Annotated in this window: 26 protein-coding genes; 15 read left to right on the forward strand and 11 right to left on the reverse strand. The window is 37.8% G+C overall.

Annotated features, from left to right (window positions below):
* Positions 1-324 precede the first annotated feature (324 nt).
* The 4 genes from BMX44_RS10690 (at position 325) to BMX44_RS10705 (ending at position 3004) form a co-directional block, all read left to right on the forward strand.
* Complete coding sequence (locus BMX44_RS10690) at positions 325-750, forward strand: hypothetical protein (RefSeq protein WP_090632796.1); 426 nt, start codon at positions 325-327, stop codon at positions 748-750.
* A 2-nt stretch (positions 751-752) separates the two neighbouring features.
* Positions 753-1124, forward strand: coding sequence for a hypothetical protein (locus BMX44_RS10695; protein ID WP_143056921.1), 372 nt, complete (start codon positions 753-755; stop codon positions 1122-1124).
* Positions 1125-1276: 152 nt separating this feature from the next.
* The gene (locus BMX44_RS10700) at positions 1277-1957 is read left to right on the forward strand and encodes a hypothetical protein (RefSeq protein ID WP_090632800.1); all 681 of its coding nucleotides are present in this window, start codon (positions 1277-1279) and stop codon (positions 1955-1957) included.
* 357 nt (positions 1958-2314) lie between these two features.
* The gene (locus tag BMX44_RS10705; protein WP_090632803.1) at positions 2315-3004 is read left to right on the forward strand and encodes a C40 family peptidase; all 690 of its coding nucleotides are present in this window, start codon (positions 2315-2317) and stop codon (positions 3002-3004) included.
* A 277-nt stretch (positions 3005-3281) separates the two neighbouring features.
* Here the strand turns inward: BMX44_RS10705 and BMX44_RS10710 are convergent, their stop codons facing one another.
* A complete protein-coding gene (locus BMX44_RS10710) occupies positions 3282-3935 on the reverse strand; it encodes a helix-turn-helix domain-containing protein (protein WP_143056922.1) in 654 nt (217 codons plus the stop codon).
* An 83-nt stretch (positions 3936-4018) separates the two neighbouring features.
* Between BMX44_RS10710 and BMX44_RS10715 the strand changes: the two genes are divergently transcribed.
* From BMX44_RS10715 to BMX44_RS10750, 8 genes are all read left to right on the forward strand, one after another.
* Complete coding sequence (locus tag BMX44_RS10715; RefSeq protein ID WP_090632808.1) at positions 4019-4225, forward strand: DNA-binding protein; 207 nt, start codon at positions 4019-4021, stop codon at positions 4223-4225.
* Between the two features lie 87 nt (positions 4226-4312).
* A complete protein-coding gene (locus BMX44_RS10720) occupies positions 4313-6442 on the forward strand; it encodes a DNA-binding domain-containing protein (RefSeq protein WP_090632811.1) in 2130 nt (709 codons plus the stop codon).
* A 33-nt stretch (positions 6443-6475) separates the two neighbouring features.
* Positions 6476-7633, forward strand: a complete 1158-nt coding sequence (locus BMX44_RS10725; protein WP_090632814.1) for an AAA family ATPase — start codon at positions 6476-6478, stop codon at positions 7631-7633.
* A gap of 18 nt (positions 7634-7651) precedes the next feature.
* Entirely contained in the window at positions 7652-8134 is a 483-nt protein-coding gene (locus BMX44_RS10730; protein ID WP_090632816.1) for a regulatory protein GemA, read from the forward strand.
* Positions 8135-8511: 377 nt separating this feature from the next.
* Positions 8512-8760, forward strand: a complete 249-nt coding sequence (locus BMX44_RS10735; RefSeq protein WP_090632818.1) for a hypothetical protein — start codon at positions 8512-8514, stop codon at positions 8758-8760.
* On the forward strand, positions 8753-9049 hold the full coding sequence (locus BMX44_RS10740) for a hypothetical protein (RefSeq protein WP_090632821.1): 297 nt from the start codon (positions 8753-8755) through the stop codon (positions 9047-9049). The genes BMX44_RS10735 and BMX44_RS10740 overlap by 8 nt, the downstream gene beginning before the upstream one ends.
* Positions 9050-9148: 99 nt before the next feature.
* Positions 9149-9499 carry a Mor transcription activator family protein gene (locus BMX44_RS10745; protein WP_090632824.1) on the forward strand — a complete coding sequence of 117 codons (351 nt, stop codon included), beginning with the start codon at positions 9149-9151 and terminating at the stop codon, positions 9497-9499.
* A 303-nt stretch (positions 9500-9802) separates the two neighbouring features.
* Positions 9803-10387: a hypothetical protein gene (locus BMX44_RS10750; protein ID WP_090632826.1), complete on the forward strand. Its 585-nt coding sequence runs from the start codon at positions 9803-9805 to the stop codon at positions 10385-10387.
* Positions 10388-10478: 91 nt separating this feature from the next.
* On the opposite strand, the gene BMX44_RS10755 is transcribed toward BMX44_RS10750, so the two are convergent.
* From BMX44_RS10755 to BMX44_RS16830, 7 genes are all read right to left on the reverse strand, one after another.
* Complete coding sequence (locus BMX44_RS10755; RefSeq protein ID WP_090632828.1) at positions 10479-10844, reverse strand: hypothetical protein; 366 nt, start codon at positions 10842-10844, stop codon at positions 10479-10481.
* 3 nt (positions 10845-10847) lie between these two features.
* Complete coding sequence (locus BMX44_RS10760; protein ID WP_090632830.1) at positions 10848-11438, reverse strand: hypothetical protein; 591 nt, start codon at positions 11436-11438, stop codon at positions 10848-10850.
* 884 nt (positions 11439-12322) lie between these two features.
* Complete coding sequence (locus BMX44_RS10770; protein ID WP_090632835.1) at positions 12323-13738, reverse strand: KAP family P-loop NTPase fold protein; 1416 nt, start codon at positions 13736-13738, stop codon at positions 12323-12325.
* 296 nt (positions 13739-14034) lie between these two features.
* Positions 14035-14316 (reverse strand): hypothetical protein, encoded by a 282-nt coding sequence (locus BMX44_RS10775; protein WP_143056923.1) that lies wholly within the window; start codon positions 14314-14316, stop codon positions 14035-14037.
* 222 nt (positions 14317-14538) lie between these two features.
* Positions 14539-14871 (reverse strand): hypothetical protein, encoded by a 333-nt coding sequence (locus BMX44_RS10780; protein WP_090632840.1) that lies wholly within the window; start codon positions 14869-14871, stop codon positions 14539-14541.
* A 65-nt stretch (positions 14872-14936) separates the two neighbouring features.
* Positions 14937-15176 carry a hypothetical protein gene (locus BMX44_RS10785; protein ID WP_090632841.1) on the reverse strand — a complete coding sequence of 80 codons (240 nt, stop codon included), beginning with the start codon at positions 15174-15176 and terminating at the stop codon, positions 14937-14939.
* Between the two features lie 2 nt (positions 15177-15178).
* Positions 15179-15343, reverse strand: a complete 165-nt coding sequence (locus tag BMX44_RS16830; protein WP_177167732.1) for a hypothetical protein — start codon at positions 15341-15343, stop codon at positions 15179-15181.
* A 184-nt stretch (positions 15344-15527) separates the two neighbouring features.
* On the opposite strand from BMX44_RS16830, the gene BMX44_RS16560 reads away from it, so the two are divergent.
* Both BMX44_RS16560 and BMX44_RS10795 read left to right on the forward strand, forming a co-directional pair.
* Positions 15528-16232, forward strand: a complete 705-nt coding sequence (locus BMX44_RS16560; RefSeq protein WP_143056924.1) for a hypothetical protein — start codon at positions 15528-15530, stop codon at positions 16230-16232.
* Positions 16192-16530, forward strand: coding sequence for a fascin domain-containing protein (locus BMX44_RS10795; protein WP_143056925.1), 339 nt, complete (start codon positions 16192-16194; stop codon positions 16528-16530). The genes BMX44_RS16560 and BMX44_RS10795 overlap by 41 nt, the downstream gene beginning before the upstream one ends.
* Positions 16531-16707: 177 nt before the next feature.
* On the opposite strand, the gene BMX44_RS10800 is transcribed toward BMX44_RS10795, so the two are convergent.
* The 3 genes from BMX44_RS10800 to BMX44_RS10810 form a co-directional block, all read right to left on the reverse strand.
* On the reverse strand, positions 16708-17244 hold the full coding sequence (locus BMX44_RS10800; RefSeq protein ID WP_090632847.1) for a DUF2726 domain-containing protein: 537 nt from the start codon (positions 17242-17244) through the stop codon (positions 16708-16710).
* A 173-nt stretch (positions 17245-17417) separates the two neighbouring features.
* Positions 17418-17702, reverse strand: coding sequence for a hypothetical protein (locus BMX44_RS10805; protein WP_090632849.1), 285 nt, complete (start codon positions 17700-17702; stop codon positions 17418-17420).
* Between the two features lie 177 nt (positions 17703-17879).
* Positions 17880-18467 (reverse strand): TetR/AcrR family transcriptional regulator, encoded by a 588-nt coding sequence (locus BMX44_RS10810; RefSeq protein ID WP_090632852.1) that lies wholly within the window; start codon positions 18465-18467, stop codon positions 17880-17882.
* 203 nt (positions 18468-18670) lie between these two features.
* Between BMX44_RS10810 and BMX44_RS10815 the strand changes: the two genes are divergently transcribed.
* Positions 18671-18940, forward strand: coding sequence for an MAPEG family protein (locus BMX44_RS10815; protein WP_090632854.1), 270 nt, complete (start codon positions 18671-18673; stop codon positions 18938-18940).
* The last annotated feature ends 85 nt before the right edge of the window (positions 18941-19025 follow it).

Consider the following 19025-nt stretch of genomic DNA (forward strand, 5'->3'; position numbering starts at 1 on the left):
GTCCGTGCTTCGCCCTCAATGAACCTACTCATGGAATACTCCAATTAACTGGAAAGTAAAATTATATAACCAATTGGGTTTTCACACAGTCTGGGCCAAATCCAGTCAGTCAAATTCTGTCGATATATAAATCCCTTATAATCTGGTTTAGTTATAATGAAACTAAATCAAAGTATTAACATGTAAATTATAGTGATAGCATGCAACTTGAAGTGTTAGATTTCATTTTTGACGTAATATATTGTTGTGTGTCATTTCGGATGTCTAATCTCTAGTTAGATTTAAAAGGGCACGTATCCATTGAGTAGTATTTTTCCAAACTGGATGTCTGATTTGGCAATAGCTAGTTCAATAATCGGACTAGGTGTAACTGTGTTTCTTTTTTTTGAAGCGCGAGCGATTAAAAATTCTTTCTTGCGTAGAGCTAGACTTCCCGAAGTCCTGGAAGAGCTCGTTCAGGCTAACAGAAAGATTTCAAAACATCTCAAAAATTGGGAGGCAGAGTACAGAGAAGGACTTGAGCAATTTTCAATTGCCAAAAGCCTTCTAGATAATGTGCAACAAAAACTCCCTGAGCCAGAAAAGAAAAAAGTTGCAGTGTATCTACGTTCCCTTGAAACACGTAAGTTCTGGGTGCTGAAAAAGCCGATAATTACCGCAACCGAGGATGAAGCATGGGAACTATACACCGGTTTATCCGGGTTAATCACTAGCCTAAAGCAACTTCAAAAAGACTCCAAGTGGGATTGATGATGGATATTGAAGATAAATCTGAGAAGCTAATTGTAAAGCTCACACGAGAAACATATTCCGCCAGTGTTTCGTGGGAGGTAAAAAAACCTCCTACAGGACTTACGGAGGGATCAAATGATGTCTTTCCGCTTTACCTAGAAACTCATTACAAAAACGTAGACATCGGTTTGTTCCAAAAAAGGTATAAGCATTTCTACGATGAACTTGAGTATTCCTGGGCTGAAGAAATTGGCATGTGCATTACCGGCGAACAGGGGCGCGTATTGTGGGAATACAAAGAGAGCTCTCCCGCGTTGCTGAATCTGTTTGAGGCAGCTCGTGAACAAGCATCTGGCATAAATGGCATCCTCGATAACTTGCTCGAAGACTAATCAAACAGACGGTCAAACCGTTCGCCAGCGGCTCACTCGAACATTCAGCACTCTGCAGCGTTTGCGCATAGCTTCGCCATTGTTGCGCAAACAGCGCTTCATGCTAAATGCCGCTTATCTTGGCGTTAGGCTCAAATAAGGAGTAATTGGAATTGGAAGAAGTTTTCGGTGGAAATGCGATTGCTCTATTTGGGGCCATGTTTGCTGCGATTGTGGCAGGCTTTTTTGCTTTCATGAATTTGATATCTTCCAAGGAACAGAAGGTATCTGAATTTAGACAAGATTGGATAAATTGTTTACGTGATTCTGTTTCGAATTACATTTCGTCACTAACGTATTTATCTACACTATATAAGCATTACACCGAAAGTACGAACCCGAAGAAGGATAAGTTCGAAATGGCGAGGGGAGTTGAGGATGTGTACTCGAAAGTAAATACCTCATACAACGATATAGTTTTCAGAATCAATGAAAACGAAAAAAATCCTAAAGGGAGAAAAATTAACGACAGATTTTTAAAAGCACTTTCAGTTACAAGGCAACACTACAATAAATCTGAATTTTCCAAGGCAAGAAATTCTTGTGATGAGTTAAGAGAGGCTACAAAGCCTCTTTTAAAATTTGAATGGGTTCGAGTAAAGTCCGGTGAACAAAACTACAGAATTGCTAAAATTGTTTCGATAATAGTTTTGATCATTGGTATCGTAATAGCAGTTTTAAATGCACATTTGATCTGGCAATACAATAATCATCAGCAAGCTCAAAATTCAGCACCTAACAAAAAACTCAACAGGGACGAGGCGAAAAACGCCTCGTCCCTTAAAGTACACTAGTTAAGCGTTATACTGTATAAAGGAATTTGCCATATCAGACCGGCCACTATGGATCGCTTTCAGCCAAAACCGGGAAGTCATTTTTTTCAAAAAATCACTTATAATTTGGCTTCATTATAGTAAAAGCTAAATTTTCGCTTTAGATTATATTTTTGACTAAATATAATATTTCGTTATCCCAGATTTCCCGTTCGGAAAATTTCTAATGGAAGCCATTAGAAAAACTTGTTGAATATAAGGTTGTTTCTATAAGTATTTGATTGGTTTTTCGTTATTGGGAATTCGCTAATGGAAAATCTGGGGTTATTCCGAAGTCTAATTCTCTAACTAACGCTTATAAAGAGGATGGAAAATGATATGCAACCTAACAACAATTTTCGAAATGTTGCAGAATTAAGAACGGGAGATGTACTTTTATGTCACTGTGACCCATCAAAAGATTTTGTTGCCAAGAAGATAAATGATGTTACTGGTAGCGAGTATTGCCATGCTGCAATTTACTATGGCGATTCATTGGCGGCAGAGTCAAGAGCTAAAAACGGAATCAAGAAAGGAAAAATAGAGAAGGTCAAGGCGTCTGATTTAGTTTCGAGGTACGGACATATTGCTGTAGTTCGTCAACCTGATGCATGGGTAAGTGATAACAGAGTTTCAGCGTTAAAATTATTTATTGATAAAGTTGTCGAGAATCAAGTCAAGTATAATTTTGAAGGCATATTAAAATTTAAAAATAGCAAGGAATTGCACGAATTTCATATTTATGAAAAATTAGTTAGCTACTTTGACGACGATTTAATACCGGAACCAACTGATAAACATCAATATTTTTGCTCGGAGTTTGTTTGTGACTGCTTCATTGCAGTTGGTTTTCTTCAACCCAGCGCTGCAATACTGTATCAATCTAACACTTTTTCCCCTGGCGATTTAAGCAAAGATCCTACTTTTGGAACTTTCTGGGGTTATTTAACCGACAGAAATAATTACAGCGTAAGTGATAATGACCATTTCTACTACGCTACACCGTACGATGTGTTATTTGACGTATAGCAAGTACAGTTCGGACACAAACTACTACTCTATGTTCCGTTTGCGTAGCACAGCTTCAACGTTAGATTTCTATAGGAAGATGACATGCACGAAATTGAAAAAAATAAGCCATGTTAATAATTCACATCGACTAATACGGTACTTGTTACGAAAGCCTAGTTTTATGTTTGCTGCATTATGCATGTATGCAGGCATGGGTGAGCTAATACAAGCAAACATAAAACGTTAAGAAATTAATTCAATACCAAACTGAATTTATTTGGTTCTCAAATCAAACTCACAGGGATGATTCCGTTGATAACGTTAGTAAATCTTCAATCAACTCCAAATCAACTTTTCCACTCACTTTGAATGTGCGGTATAGCGATGTGACTATTAGAGCTTGTTTTTTAGGAGACGGTATAAAACTGTTGTTCTTTTTAACTAATTCTAATTTTTCAAGTATCTCTCCGAGTAATTCATGATCAATAACTTGTAAATGTTTGCCAAAATCACTGTCTAAGGCTTTAGCAGTCAATATTTCAGATATAGTAATTAAAAAGATTTCTTCAAATGCTGCTGTGCTTTCATTGGGCGACAAGTTTTTATACTCATCATTTTCCATCGTAGAATCAATCGAATGTATTGCAGAAAGTAGATCATCTTTGCTTAGTTTGAAGAGTTTCATCAAGACAATCCCAAGATTTATCAAATAAAATTCGTCAACACCTGTTTGTTCATTCTGGAACGATGAATGCCGTTTGTTGGTTAAGATATAAGTAACATCCACCCCCAAGCTTATTGCCCGTTTTAAATAGCTGGTATCTGGCTCTCTATCGCCTGATTCATAACGTTTCTGACTACTAATAGAAACACCAACATTTTTAGCAAAAGTGGTCTGACTCAGACCAAGTCTTTTTCTTTCTTGAACAAGTCTTTTACCTATATCCATAAATTTATCTTGACATAGCCCCTTACGGAGCCTATATTCCAATCTATTCGGTTCCGTTTGGAACTATTTTAAAAGGAGTATCTGTGAAAACTGAAAAATTACGTACACGTGAACAAGTACTTAGTGATTTTAAACGTAAAGGAATCAGTCTGGCTAGTTGGTCTAAAAAAAATGGTTTTTCACCGGTAACAGTTTTCCAAGTATTAAATGGAACAAATTCATGCAGTAGAGGTGTCGGCCACAAGATAGCCGTTACTTTAAGAATTAAAGAAGGCGAAATAGTTGAGTAAAAACCCGTGAAAAAACTTTTTGTTAATCACGGGTTTTGCACGGGTTTGATTAAAACCCTTGAAACCCTTAATATTTTATATTAATCAATGAGTAATATAAAAAAATCGGTAAAAGGGGAAAATTTAGAAAACACGGGTTCTGACGCCGATTTTTGGTTACCAGTTTCTGCTGTTTCTAAACTTACCGGAAAACATGAAGATTCTATAAGGGAAGCTTGTGCTGAACGAAGTGGAAAATATCGCGGTGGCAGTTACATTTTTAGAAAACAAGGTAAACGTTATGAAATTCTTCTAACCAGCTTACCAGATGCGGCACAATATAATTACTGGCTTGACCATCATCGACCTGCTGAAATCAACTTCCCTGTAGCAATTCAAGACCAAAATATTTCTTTCATTGATCATGAGACGTTAGAGGTAATAGCAGACAACTACAGCCACAAATCCTCAGGTTTCAAAGAAGAAGCTCAAAGAAGAGTTCTTATTCTTGATGAATATTTAAAATTAGTAACTGGCGGGATTAAGAAAGGCAGTGCATTAGAAATCATTAAATCACGTCACGAAAATATTTCAAAAGCAACTTTATGGCGATGGTTAAAAATTGTAAAAAATTACCCACGTCAGTATTGGGAAATAGCGCTTGCTCCGGAGTATAAAGGCCGCGAAAGAAAAGAGATACCGCCTGAAGCTTGGCATTTCTATCGTCATAACTACGGTCAACAATCAGAACCAGATGCAACTGTCATCTATCATGAAACAAAGAGACAAGCCAAGGCCAAAGGATGGGGCGATTTACCGAGTCTCAAAACATTCATTCGTCGCTGGAAAAGCGATGTTCCAGAAAATGAAAAGATATTGGCTAGAAAAGGGAGAAAAGCATTAAAAGAACATTTGCCTTACTTGAAGCTTGATTATAACTCTTTGGTAATTCATGAAGTATGGGAATCGGACGGACGAATAGCAGATATATTTTGCAAATTTCCTGACGGAAAAATTTGCAGGCCGTGGATCGTGTTAGTACGTGAAGTTAAATGTCGCAAGACGCTTTCGGTTCGATTATATACAACGATTAATGTTGCATTAGTAACTGATGCATTTAGAGCAGCCATGATCCGTTCAGGCACAACGCCCGAAAAGACAAAAATTGATAGTGGTACGGAGTATTCAAATAATGCATTTACTGGAGGACAGAAAAGCCCTTACCGTGCCTCCATACCGGTTACTGATCAACCACTTGGAATGCTCACACTAATGGGAATTGATGTAGTGTATGCAACACCTGAACATGGTCAAGCCAAGTCAATGGAAAGATTTTGGGATGTTATTGCCAGATATGTTGATAAATATTTTGCTAAAGCATATACCGGAAGAAATCCGGTGGAACGCCCTGAATATTGCGATCCGAGGCATGCCATTCCCATTGAAGAATATTTAGCGCGGCTATTGTATGTAATTGAGGCTTATGAGAAAGGTGAGTTTGGCAAGAATCGCGGCCAAGGAATGAATGGTAAATCACCTACAGAGTTATATGAAGAATTAATGAACAATCATAAAAGTAGGCCGGCACCCTCTGTTCATTTGAATATCATGCGTCCAATGGTATTTAGGAGAACACTCGACAGACATCTAACTTTCACATTGACAATACCAGGCTATGGTCAAGTCCAGTATGAAATACATGATAACCCAGAAGTTAAGCGAGGCTATAAATATGACCTATGGCCTGACGCACAAGATCCTAGAGAGCCTGCTTTAGTCTATGAAGGGATGCGCTATATTGGCACGGCTAGTTTCAAAGAATTTACACCTGTATTGGATAATGAAGCTGGTACAAAAATTAATCAGTTACGTGGCAGCCTGACTAAAGAAGCAGTGGCTGGTAATAAAGCTGTAGAGGAATTAGCTAAAAGGAATGATCTTGTACCAAATAATGCGACATTAACGGTTTTACCAGAGTTACCTCAAGCACCCATGCTGGATGTTTTAAGACTTCCAGAAAGTAAAGCACTTGAACCGGAAGACAGCATACAAGTTTCTGAAGATGGAAGCGTTACAAATACCCAGACTGGAAATGTTATCAAGTATCAGGAACGAACAGTATTCCCTGAAAACTCAGAGAAAAATAAAGCGGAGGAACGCGAACGAAAACTTAAAGAAATGAGAGAAAAGGCTGAAAATGAAAGGCTTTCGAAATTATTCAGGCGGCAACCTGAATAACCCGATATTTATGAACTAACTTTAGGAAACATTATGTTAAACCAAGAAATTAGTAATTGCAAGCACGAGGCAAATACTGGTGTTATTTCAGATGAAGAGCTTAACGATTTGAGAAAAATAGAGCCTCAAGTACAACCTGCAAAACCCTATGATATGGCTCGTTATGAGCGGCTAAAGCATCGACTTGCTGACGAGTTGGAGCGTGATAACAATACACTGCTAAAAATTGCAAATATCACAAAGCCTGAAGATTTTCCAGATAGCAAATATTCAAATAATTTGTGGTATGACCGGCTAGTCGAATGGACGAAAAACAGTGAAAAATTACGTCAACCGGCTCGATATGTAAATATGATGGTAATAGCTGAAGTTATTGAGAGCGCTTTGGAACAGTACTTTAAAGAGCTGGATGAAAGCCGGGCAAATAATAAGCTATATGGAGAATTTGTGGAGACCAGTGTTTTCCGAAAAATTGCACAAGGCTTTTTGATGGCACGTGATTTATGCCGGATGGTCGAAATTTCAACTGTACCAGGAAGTGGAAAAACAACCGCTGCAAAGCACTTCCTTTCGAAAATTCAAAAACATGAAGGTTTTACATGCCCAATATGGATGATAACGTTAAACGAATGCAACATTGTTAGTAGGTTAATCACTTGGGAAATTTATAAAACAATCTATGGAAATAACAATTTTGTCGATGATTTCGGAAGCCCCGAAAAAATATCAGAATATGAAATGAATGAAAGAATTACCGGATTATGTGCAAATAATCCCGGTGGTTTGTTGATCATAGATGAAGCGCAACATATAGGACAATTTCATGGCAATGTGCGGCCGAACAGCTTAAATATTATAAATACTTTGCGTAATTACTGTGATCTTGGTTTATTTGGTATCGCCTTACTCAGTAATGGTGAAGTTTATGACCGTGCCAAAAAAACAAAAAACAGCACTCAGCTCTCCAGTCGTATTTTACGTGTAAAAATAAACAAGCCGAGTGAAAACGATATTGATTTAATCATGTCATCGTGGAATGTCGCAGGCAAGCGGGAGCGTGAGATATCCATTGAATTGGGTACTGGTGATGGATGTTTGCGAACTCTTACCGATGCTTATCGACTTGCAGGGTATAAATATCCTGATAATCCTATTTCATACGACACAATAAATGCAGCATTACGTGGTTAAATTATACGGACAAATGGAATGAAACAAACCGGTAAAAAATCACCACGTAATAAACTCATTGCTTTGGTGCATATCGCCGCGCAGCATCTTGATATAGAGTATAACAGCGCAGAATATCGTACATGGCTTGAAAAGCTAAGCGGTGAAACCAGCTGCAAGGATTTAACGAACGAACAGCTTACCGGTCTTGTGGATCGTTTAAGGCGGGAAGGGTGCCTGGAACAAAAAAAGACCGGAAGCGCACCTAACCGCCCTACGCTTGGGCAATGGCGTAAAATGGAAATACTCACGCGTCAACTTGGTTTTAATCATAAAAATGATGCTGGTTTTGTAACGTTCGTTAAGCGTGTCACGAAATTGGACGATCCGCGGTTTCTAACTCGGCAATCAATTAGTAAAGTAATTGTAGGGTTAGAAAAATGGCTTGAATATGAGAAAAAGCAGAAAAATAATTTTGGCGAGTCAGAACATGCCAAAAAAACACCGTTAAACACACGTTAATTTCTCATGAAAAATTTTATGAATGCTATTGATGCCAAAAATAAATAAAATTGTTCTAAGGGGCGTTTTCGTTGAATTTAACGCACTCATGCAAAAAAACACCACTTGACGCCATTTAATTATAGCGTTAATGTGGCTTTTAAGACGCGGCAAAAGCCGCGCCGGTATTGGCGTACCGAAGACAAGGCGGACGGCCGCCATAAAGCGGTTATTTTTTGTCCGTTGATACACACATGCACGCTAAGTTTTGGCGGGCTGTACGGGGAGCCTTGTGCTCGCCGGTACCTTGTCCCGGTACGCCAACCCGTACAGTTCCGCTCCCCTGATTGGCGTCAGGAAAGCGGGAGATATAACCGCAAGACAAGGAGAGAAACATCATGTGTAACAATTTAAACCCCATCTTAATTGATACTCATCTAAAAGTGGCCTGGTTAAAGTCATTATCCGTAGCATCCAGCATAATCCTTTCAGGGGGTGAATTGCCAAGTGAAGTGCAGCGTGAATCAGTAGGGCTGTACCTACTCGACATAATGAATTTTATCGCTACCGAAGTTGAGGAAGAGCTATCTGAAAAGGTCGTAGCCTTATATTCTGCGAACCATAAAACAGGAGGCGGCCATGAATAACCATACCAACGAAGAAGTTGAAATCGTCCCAAATTACGAAAAGATTCCCGGCACACGTGAAAGCTATCGAAAAATTGCTGATGATTTTGAATATTCAAGTACTGCGCTTGCTGCATTGGGTGATTTGATGATCAAAGCAGAAAACGAGCGTTTGAGTGAACATACTCTAGAAGGCATTGGCTACCTGTTGCTTATCGTAAGTGATAGCCTTTTAGATAAATGCCTTTCTTCATTAGATATGGCAGCAGAAGCTAAGAAACTCGGGCAGGAAAACGAGCCAACACATTAATTTCCTTTCAGGCGGAACGCGTTCCGCCTTCACTTACCACATATCACTTGGCACTATAAAGAGGAAATCTTTCCTCACAAAAAACGTTAACAAGTTGGCATGACATTTCGAAAAAATAGCGATAGCGAAGCCCTTTTAAGTTTGATCGGAGAAGGTGCCTTTACCCGGCTATGCATGGTTTTTGGAGGCACGCGCTTGTATATCTCCGATACGAAGCGATCGAGGCAAAGACTTACTGTTATTGTCGGGGAAGAGTTAGCAGAAAAAATCATGTTTCATTACAAGAGCGCATGTTTGAATTTGCCTAAATTGTCTGTGCTTGAAATTGAAAGGCGCAAACAAGCAATCATTGATGATCACAAAAAAGGCATGAGCCATAGAGATTTAGCCATGAAATATGATGTGACCGACCGCCACATAAGAAATATCGTTTCTAACCAAGTTATTTGATTTGTTGCTCATTATTAAGCTGGATTCTGCATTAAGACAGGCAAACCATAGATGCAGATTAGTTTAATCATGGGTGGCACTGGATTGTTTTCCACGCTGTTCGGTGCCGGATTGATTGCCTGTTATGGTTTGCTTTGGAGTTCATTTTTTAGCTTCGATTCATAATTAAAGAATGAACACGAGCCGTCCACAGCCATGTAGGGAAACATGGGTGCCCCCGGTTTCTTTTCCGTCGTACTATTGCAAAATTAACGCCTTATTTGGTACCTAACAATCTGTCAATTAAATCACCAGGAGCCACCAATGAAAGAATTACTTAAAGTACATCAAGCTGACAAGCAGAAATACGCACAAGCTATCGCAGAGCTCGATAAGTTGCAACTGAGTGAAAATGAACTGAAAGGAAAAATAAACATACTTGCAAGCAATGTATTGAATGCTGAGCAAATGATAGCCAGAGCACTGACAAACGAAAGTCTAGAAAAAGCACGTGCCGAGGTTGAAGCAGCTCTAAGAAAGGAAAACGATGCAAAAACGTTACTAAGCAACACTCAGAGGGCAATTCGTGAGTTAAAGGAAAAATTACCTGCATTGCATAACGACGTTTTACTAGCAGAGCAAGATATCTGGAAAGCACAACAGGAACGGTTGATTCAGGAAATAAAAACCAACACGGATGTGCTGCGTCTTATTATGAAAGCCTATACTGCCTGCTGGCAAATTGGCTATCGTTGGAAGTTAGAAGAATTTATCCGTGAAAAAATTCTGAATGCGGATTTTTGCGGAGATCCTGATATTCTGATTTCATTCAAAGATGAAATGGTAGAGCAAATATGGACAGAATCTAAGACACAAGCTTCAGATATAACGAGCAAACCATCCGTTTGAATTTAGAGAGTTCGTTCTTTAGCGTCGATCATAATTAAAGTATGAACATGAACCGTTCATAGCCATGAGGGAAACATGGTCACCCCCGGTTCTAATATCCTAAATCTTTTAGTGTACCTGTTGTTGGCAACAAAATAGGAACTTTGAATTTTATTCTATTCATAGAGCTATTTTGAGTGATGCTAGAACTTGCCGGAGATACTGATATTGATCCTATTGAAGCGTTATTCCCGTCAGAAGCCGATTTCTCCTCGGATACTGTTACAGCAACATCAAATGCGACAACTTGTAACGGTATACCAGTTTCTGAACAAACCAAACGGTTTTCATTTGAACCATGTAGTCTCCCAGTAACTGGGTTAATATTTGCTTTTTGAGTGTTACCAAACTCTTGTGCTTTTACTACACCTGTAATTATTTGCTTCAATGTTTCAGCAACGAAATCGTCTAATTTCATTCATTACCTCAATAAAGAAAGGATAATAGAAATAATCGATGCTATGCTTCCAACTTGAGGAAGAGCAGCGAGAAGTGTTTCAACTACGGCTTTACTTGGATTTTTATTATTCATTTGAACTTCTACTGCATCAATTATTTCTTCAGCTTTTTTTTCGTCGTTAGAATCAAGATGTAAATGTTTTATTTCATCCCGAAGGGATTGAATATATCCTTGTATCTCTGTATTAGGCTGGACAATATTTACAGAATTATCCACTGAGTTTTGGTTAATGCGTGTATTCATACCACTGATATTGTAGGTAATGTTCTGTACCGCTTGTTTTGCTTCAGGTATGCCTAATTTACTTACATACATCTGATACCCAGCGGGTATATCGTGAAATTTTTCATGATATCCTGGGTCAACTACTTTATATGTTTCCTCTGCTCCATTAGACATATTTCTTTGTATAAGATCACCCATTTCAATCAAAAGGTCTGAGCGTTGAATATATATTTTATTTTTTTGTATGCTGGCTTTAATTCCTTCATATATTTGACCATTTTTCTTTAATAATTTCACACTATCTGTAAGTAAATCGTCAAAACTCATCGCCTAATGCCTCTTTATAACAGAGAATCAATTATATAATTTTTTAAATCAATATTTGTTGTTATTGTAATGTTGGTATTGTTAGTGACATTCAAGTATGTTTGCCTTAGTTGATTGCTAACAATATTAAATAGTTAAGTAATAGATATATTAATCAGTTAATTACTTATTTCATAAAAGTTTAAAATTAAAGATTAGTTTTAAATGGAGAATCTTTCTTTGAAATATTTAAATATCCTCGTGGCTTAATATAGAAGTTAACTCGTGCTCAAAAAGTGAATAAATTTAATTAATAAATACCACGCCAACCAATTTACCCGAGGTATATAAATAGGTAAATCGGCTAGGCCTACCTAATAGGCAACAAGAAGTAAATGAGCAAAAAACCAGTACCAAAATCGGGTACTGGTTTTTTAAATGACACATCCATATCAATGATCAAATAGAAAGGCTTAGATGCTTTAAGATAGATATTCGAATTCAGTCATTCATTCATTAATATCCCGCGTTATATATTTGAGACTGTGATAGGAAATTGAGATTTATTTCAATTCATTTGTCTCAATGTATTAATCTAATTGTCCGCCGTCAAGATTGAAAAAGAAATTTTGTATTTTGTCCGTAAGCCTTCTATTGTAACGTCTACGGTTAATTTTACATAATATAAATTATAAGCAATGGGAAAGTCGCAGAAAATACTGCAGAAAAGCTGATTAAGAGCACGACATAAAAGTCGCAGTTCTTCCGGATCAACGCCTGCTTCTAGCAGGCGTTTTTTTTCGGCTGCAACATATCGATAATAACGGCGCTTTATACTGGAATTTCGGTTGTATCGAATATGCCAATATAAATTTGTGATTTTTGAAAACATGCTCACAAGGAATTCACTGGTTGTAAATAGATCCGCTTGTCCATTGATCTAAATTTTCAATGTGTTTATAAATCCCATGAAAATTGCTATTAGGGCCAGAACCCCATCCTTGTACAAATTTGATTAACGAACTTTCAAAAGCCATTTCATCTAAAGGCAAATTTAATAATTTTATTATTGCTTTATATGGTCTATCCTTATTTATTATTTTAAGGCCTTTGCCCGTAAGGCAAAGCTTAAACCACCAATAATCAGAATTATTCATTGATAAACCCTCAAAGAGTTCATAAACATCATTAGGCTCAAGCTGCCCGGTACCTAATGTCTGATAAAACCTTTGATTGCGAACTCTTAATACTAGAAGCAGAATGGTTCCAGTAACCACACACCATTCTAAATGTCTATTATCATTTGAAGTAGTTTCACCTATGTGTCCTAATATCCTAAAGATTTCCTGCACTTGTCTGGGAGTTAAATTAAAAACTTCAATAAGGCCTGCAATACGATTCTTTGTGGTGTCATCAAAGCCCATCACTGAATATCTTGTACCATTACCCTTAATATATTTATTGACATACTCATCTACTAATTTTTTACAGCTTAAGCTTGTTATGACCGGCAGATTAATTTCACGATGGACAAACTTACGATAATACTCACTGAATTCAAGGTCTTTACCAAATGTGGTTCTTGCGGAATTTTCTAGCTGGCTGCGATCAACAGCAAGAAGAAAAACAATACCTTTTATATCGAATATATGCTTAATCGTTTCTAAATATGCAATAGCGTAATCGGGTCTACACCGATCTAACTCATCAACCATAAATATAATACTTGGCTTCGAAGTATCATTAACTAAAGAAGTAATTACATCTTTTAGATGGGCCATTGCTACTTTTCTATGTTGATATAAAGAAAATGAATCATGATTTAAAATGTTTTCATTATTTCTTTCATCGTTTTTGTTCATTGCATCATTGGCCGCGATTTTTGGACTTGCACCTAATGCAGATTCCATAAATTGAGTACCAAGTGAAGTCATGAACCAACCCAAATCTTTGGCCGCCTCAATCAGCTTGGTTTTATTTTCGTTATCATTTTTCCCTAAGCTATCGACAAGAGCTGAAACAACAGCGAAAAGAGGATCACCCATGTAATCACTTTCCCAAGCATTTAATAAAACAATTAAAGGCTTTTCACTAAACTCATGGATTTTTGACTTCAACTCATCTTCATTATCAAAAGAAGATTTCCACATATCTAAAAAAGCGGTTTTGCCAGCTCCATACTTTGCATTTAGACTTATAACAAGACTGCCATCAACAAATTGATGCTCAACGGCTATGAATTTTTCCAAACGCTCCGACAGTTTCTGAATATCATCACCTAATAAATTTTTATCAAAAGCCGAAATATTTTGAGTGCTCATTTCTTATTCCTGTCTTATTAAATAATATTCTGTTCAAAGATGCGTATTCGAGGCCAGAAGTGCTATCGGAATTAATATTGAAATCAATGGAAAACCTCCAATGTATAGAATTCAATTTAATTAGCCCAGCGTTATTTCTGTATTATTACTCTATTACTTCCTCTTTCAAACGTTTTTTGTTTTTAAGAAAGCATTGTCAGATTTAAATTCTGACACCGTTAGGGTTCGGGCACATGTCCGCCATGCGGCCATACCCCCGAGCCGGTCGGCGGCGCGGCCCTTGTTCTGTTTTCTGTTTAAAGTTGATTATCTAATTTTTCTGCAGATCGCAAATGTGGAAATTTCTCACAATGGATTTCATAAAGTGCGTGTATTTCATCCATTGCTTCACGGGGAAATCCATTTCTGCCTGCACGTTCGTTAGTATTAACCAGCAGCTGATTAATGAATGGATAAAATTCTGGGTATCCCCAGTGCCATACGATTTTATCTGCAACATGGATGAAATCGCGCTCTAAAACCGATGGCTTATTTTTCAAATAAATTTTGAATTCTCTTATTTGTCTTCTCAAAGGCATTTTTTTTATCCAAAAATTAAAGTAGGCAAATTTTACTAGCCAGGTATTTACAGAAAATTCAAAAAAAATAGCAATTTCTATGTTTCTCAGCAAATTCAGAGTTAAAAGAGGTGATGTATACGTTTGTACACCAACAATCGGAAAATGAATTATTCTGCCCTCAAACCCTAAAACTATTAAAGCCCCTCGCGGGGCTTTAATTTTTAGCCTCTGTAATATCTTTTACTGGACACTATAGATATTAAATTCAGATGGATTTTTTTTACTATTGCCTTCGTTACTGCAACAAAATTCTTGAAATAAACTATTATTATCAAATGTAAGAACAGTTTGATAATCATATTCACGCCCAGATATATAAGACGCAATTGCTTCACAGGCTTTAATGTAACTGCTGAATTCTTCCTCAAATCCTGAATCATCGGCTAACACATAACCAAAGCCGTTTTTAATGACTTCGACCTTAAAGATAATTTCATCTACATGATCCGCTGTTTGTTGGTAGATTTTCACAAAATCAGCTGTCTTTAGTGTTTCATAATTGCATGTTTCCATTTTGCATTACTCCCTTGTTATTGATTTACCAACTTTTTTTGTTTGCGTCCACCTGTGCTCAGTGGCTAGTTCACTTCAGAGAAAACGCAAGCAGCTATTCGATTCCAGTCATAATCACGAGAAACCAATGCATGAAGAAGTAAACCGGCCTGTATGGGTTTTTCCTCCGGCTTTGTGGGTTGTATCTTTATAACGGGCGTTTTTTCTTCAGATTCAGGTTTTACTTCGGTTATTTGTTCATCTTCAGAATTTTTGAGCTTATCCAGAACTTTCGACGTAGCTGCATAATGAAGAAATATCGGCACCGCTAGGAAACGGCTATGGAAATATAAAGTAAAGCCGGTTTTTTTCGCTCGACTTTTGTATGCTTGGATGCCGAGTAATACAGTTCAAAACTTTGTTCCGGTATTTTGTATTGTGTTTTGACTGCGTTTAACTGGTTGGTTCTGGCTTTTGGGTTTGATGTTCGCATTAAATTACACTGTGTTGCACTGGCGGAAGAGAAATCAAAATACGGACTTTGTGCTGCAAATAATTCACATGCGATTGAAGCGGCGGTAGACGATTTTAAATCGTTGCCATTAACCGTGCATCCAAAGCCGGTACAGTAATAGGCGGCTTCAACAATAATATAAGGGTAGCCAGGTAAACTTGGATTGCCGCTTGTTGTCCTGACACCATCAACATCACAAATGCTGGTTTCAGCGCAAATATATGCAACAGTCCCAGCCGCCATACCCAGAGGCGTTAATTTTCTGGCCAATGATGCCAGTGCGCCCCCTACTTTCTCCAGATCGACAAATGAAAGCTCAGAAACCGTATTTGCCACATATTTCCAAGGCCCTGATATCGCAAGACAATTTTTTACTAATATTTCAGCTAATGTTTCAATAGAAGGTGGCTCTATTTCAGCTGGTGGTGCACCTTTACTGGGTGGCTCTGCTGGGGGTTCTTGGATCAGATTAGTTGCAACAAATAATGCTGGAAGCATATTATGTGAAGATGAAGTAGAAATACAACGATTTAGTAGTCCGGGCGTCTATTCTTCAGCATCAATTTCACCCAGAACTGAAAATTTGAATTGTACGGCCAGAAATCCGGATGGCGGTACAGTGGAGGCAAAAGTTATTCTTCGTGCTTGGGCTGATGCTGGTGGATTTGCAGGTGCAAACTCACAAACAAGAATTGATGTCAATACAATCAGTACTCAGCATTGTAATATGCTTGGTTCCGAGCCTGGAAACTGCCGCCTTGCTAGTTTAAGAAGTTTTCATAATAGGTTTCTTGTAGCGGAACAAGATGGCAATGCAAATGCTAATCGTGAGAACAATCGTACATGGGGAAAAATGGTTCTTATGTGACGACAACGGTGGCGATCTCGTGTCAGGCGACCCTGTGCATTTGCTCGGTTTTCATGGATTTTATCTTGTAGCGGAGCAAGATGGTCGAGCAAATGCAAATAGACCTCGGGCACGCGAATGGGAAACCTGGGAATTGATTGACATCAATGGCGGCAGCTTAGTTTCTGGTGATACTGTTGTATTAAGAAATACAGCCCACGGTGAAGCAAGATTTCTTGTTGCCGAAGAAGATGGTCGAGCAAATGCAAATCGAACGTCAGCTGGTGACTGGGAAGCTTGGACAATAACCTTCCATTAATCAATTTGCTGTATTAAAGCCCCTCTCGGGGCTTTAATCTTGTGCCTTTGTAGCTATTTCCCACCGGACGATGCCATTCATTAAAGTCGATCATTTCATTTTCTCCGTTTATACAACAAATCAGGCATTTGTTATTGTGTATGGAATCAAGGCTAATAACAATTGCTTCTAATCGTCTTAAGACCGGCTGCTTAAAACATCATAAATCGCTTCACGAACAAACCCGACCTGGTACGCTGATTTTGTATCGAATCGTATAAGCCGGATGTTGGCGCTCTGGCAGACTTCATTTACAAGGCGATCTCGGTTCGAATTGTTTTCGGCGTTATGGCTTGAGTCATCCAGTTCTATGATAGCCATGATGGTCAATGTTTCCGGATCGCAAATAACGTAATCAAAATGCTTCGACTGGATTCGGTTAAAAGCGATTCGCCATGATTTCTGATTTAAATGCTTTCCGGGTTGTATCACATCGGCGATTCGTACTTTTCCGAATATTTCGAATTTTTCTGAAACTGCCTGTTTCAATACATGATAAAAGGATAATTCAGTGGGCGTAAATAGATTGGATACCGAACGATATGTAATATTTCTCTGGTTTGCCTTAATTGATTTGACTAGAGTTGAGAAAAAAAACAGCAACAGGAATGTTGTAATAAAGATCATCGTAAAATCATGATCCAGTCGAGTTAATACCACGTCCATCGTTTCCATTTGACAGTCTCCTCTGACCTAAAGCTTTATTAACGTCCTGTTTTATGAAAAATAAACCCCTTATTGAATATCAGTATTATTAATTTGTAAATTCTTTTTTAAACATTCACTTACAGTCATCTTATGAGCCGGGCTGTTTGGAGGCGCGGCTCATGATGAACGAAGTCCGGCTTTTATTGGTAGCGTTGACTGTCTGTCTTTACTGCTGATCGTAATTCAGGATATTTCTCACAGTGGATTTCATAGAGAGTATGTATCTCTTCCATTACTTCCTGAGGAAAACCATTTCTTTTCCGGTCATGATCATTGACGAGCAATTTATTTATGAAAGGATAAAATTCCGGGTAACCCCAGTGCAATTCAATTTTATCCGCTACATGCTTGAAGTCGCGCTCCAGTAAGGATTCATTATTTTTTAGGTACATATTGAATTCTCTGACAAGTTTTCTTAAAGGCATTGTTCTAATCATCCAAATACTAAAACTAAATTTTAATCAGTTACTGATTATTGGAGAATTTGAATAACGCTACCAATAATGACGTTTTTAACTGAATTAACCATGGCACGTATATTGTAATTGGACACAGATAAAATCCAAATAATATTATTCCGCAATATAAAACGTAGTTCTGGTTTACTTATTTAGTAGTTTAACGACAGAATCTTCAATAAGATTTTCCAGATCCTTCTGGGAAAATCCCGCTCTGGCCATTGTCGTCATCCCAGTAATTAATGCTGTCACATGATTTGCAATTGACTGGCTGTCAGTCTCAAGCGTAATTTCGCCATTTTCCTTGTCTTTCTCAAGCCGTTGAATAATTCGGTCACGCAGTAGATTTAATGCAGAACTCAATATATTTTTTGATTGTTCATCATGTTGCTCACTTTCTAATATAGAGAGGATAACCAGGCAACCACCCGGGTGTGATGGATTAAAATGTAAATGTATCACTTCCATTAGCACCGACTTTAGTGCATTTTCTGGAGAGTCTGCGCTATCCAGCGACTCTATAAATCTGACAAGGATATGCTGTAGATAATAGTTAAGCGCTTTTTCAAACAGGGCGCGTTTATTTCCATATGCATTATAGATGCTGGTTATTGTAAGCCCCATTACATGTTCTAGCTCTTTCATGGAGGTGGCGGAATAGCCTTTTTTCCAGAAAAGAAGCATTGCCTGTTCCAGTGCTTTGTCTTCATCAAAACTTTTTGTTCGGGCCATAATTTTATTTATTCAAAACTGTATTCATAATTTACTATTTTATAGTGTTTACTATAAAAATACTTGACATTGATTTCAACAGATTATATTGTATCGTTTACTACATTATAGTGTTTTTTTTATATTTTGGAGAAAACAAACATGTGTAATCGAATATCTCGATAACACATGTTTTCAGCAAAATTAATTAAGGAGAACCAGCAATGACAATATTAACAATTGGCACCCTGGCACTAGCTCTCTTTCAATTATGGTTATTGCCAAGCTGCCTTGAATATCAAAAATCTGGCTTACATGCTGAGCAGCCGCTGACCAGCATTCAACAAGTTGATCAAGTAGTGGCAGCCAACATATGGTTGAGTTTGAGGGTTCGTTACATTCCTTGTTACATGCTTAACATCATTTATGTGCGTACATTGGTATGGTTAAGCTCCTTGGGCTGCCTGATTTACATGGCTGGTAAACTTATCTAGTCAAATTAGATTCAGTATAAGCAAAAATAATCAGTAATTAATTAAATTCAATAAGGATACGGCCATTGTAATGGCTCTTTTTTCA

Source organism: Nitrosomonas marina, from assembly GCF_900110145.1.
Taxonomy (GTDB): Bacteria; Pseudomonadota; Gammaproteobacteria; order Burkholderiales; family Nitrosomonadaceae; genus Nitrosomonas; species Nitrosomonas marina.